General features: G+C 71.9%; 1 protein-coding gene. It reads right to left on the reverse strand.

The genetic code is table 11. The features are described 5' to 3' along the window. Positions 1–70: 70 nt before the first annotated feature. Positions 71–559 (reverse strand): HlyD family secretion protein (locus tag AC07O0_RS30310; protein ID WP_494628563.1); only part of this gene is annotated, 489 nt, incomplete at its 5' end.

Genomic DNA, 559 nt, shown 5'->3' on the forward strand with positions numbered 1-559 from the left:
ACGATGCCGGAGAGAAGAAGGGTGCCGGCGGCAGCGCTGCTGCGGCTAGGCATGGCAGTGGCGACCATGGTCACGAGCTGCCTCCCGTCGCGATCTCGACGCGCGCCGACAGGCCGGGCACCAGGCGGCCGGGCAAGGGATTGCCGGTAAAGCGGATCTTGACCGGGACGCGCTGGACGACGCGCACGAAGTTGCCGGTCGCATTGTCGGCCGGGAGCAGGCTGAAGGCCGAGCCGCTGCCGGGCGCGAAGCTGTCGACGACGCCCTGGAGCGCCTCGTTCGGATAGCCGTCGACGCTGATGCGGACGTGCTGGCCGGTCCGGATCTGCGCGAGCTGGGTCTCCTTGACGTTGGCGACGACCCAGACATCGTCGACCGGGACGATGTCGAGCAGGGCGACGCCCGGCGCGACGAGGCGGCCGACCCGGACCTGGCGGTTGCCGACGACGCCGCCGACCGGGGCGCGCACGATGGTGCTGTCGAGATCGATCTGGGACAGATCACGCGCGGCCTGCGCCTGCGCCACCGCGGCGAGCGCGGCCTCGCGCTGCGTGGTCAG

It is taken from the genome of Allobosea sp. GW821-FHT10B12 (assembly GCF_059415545.1).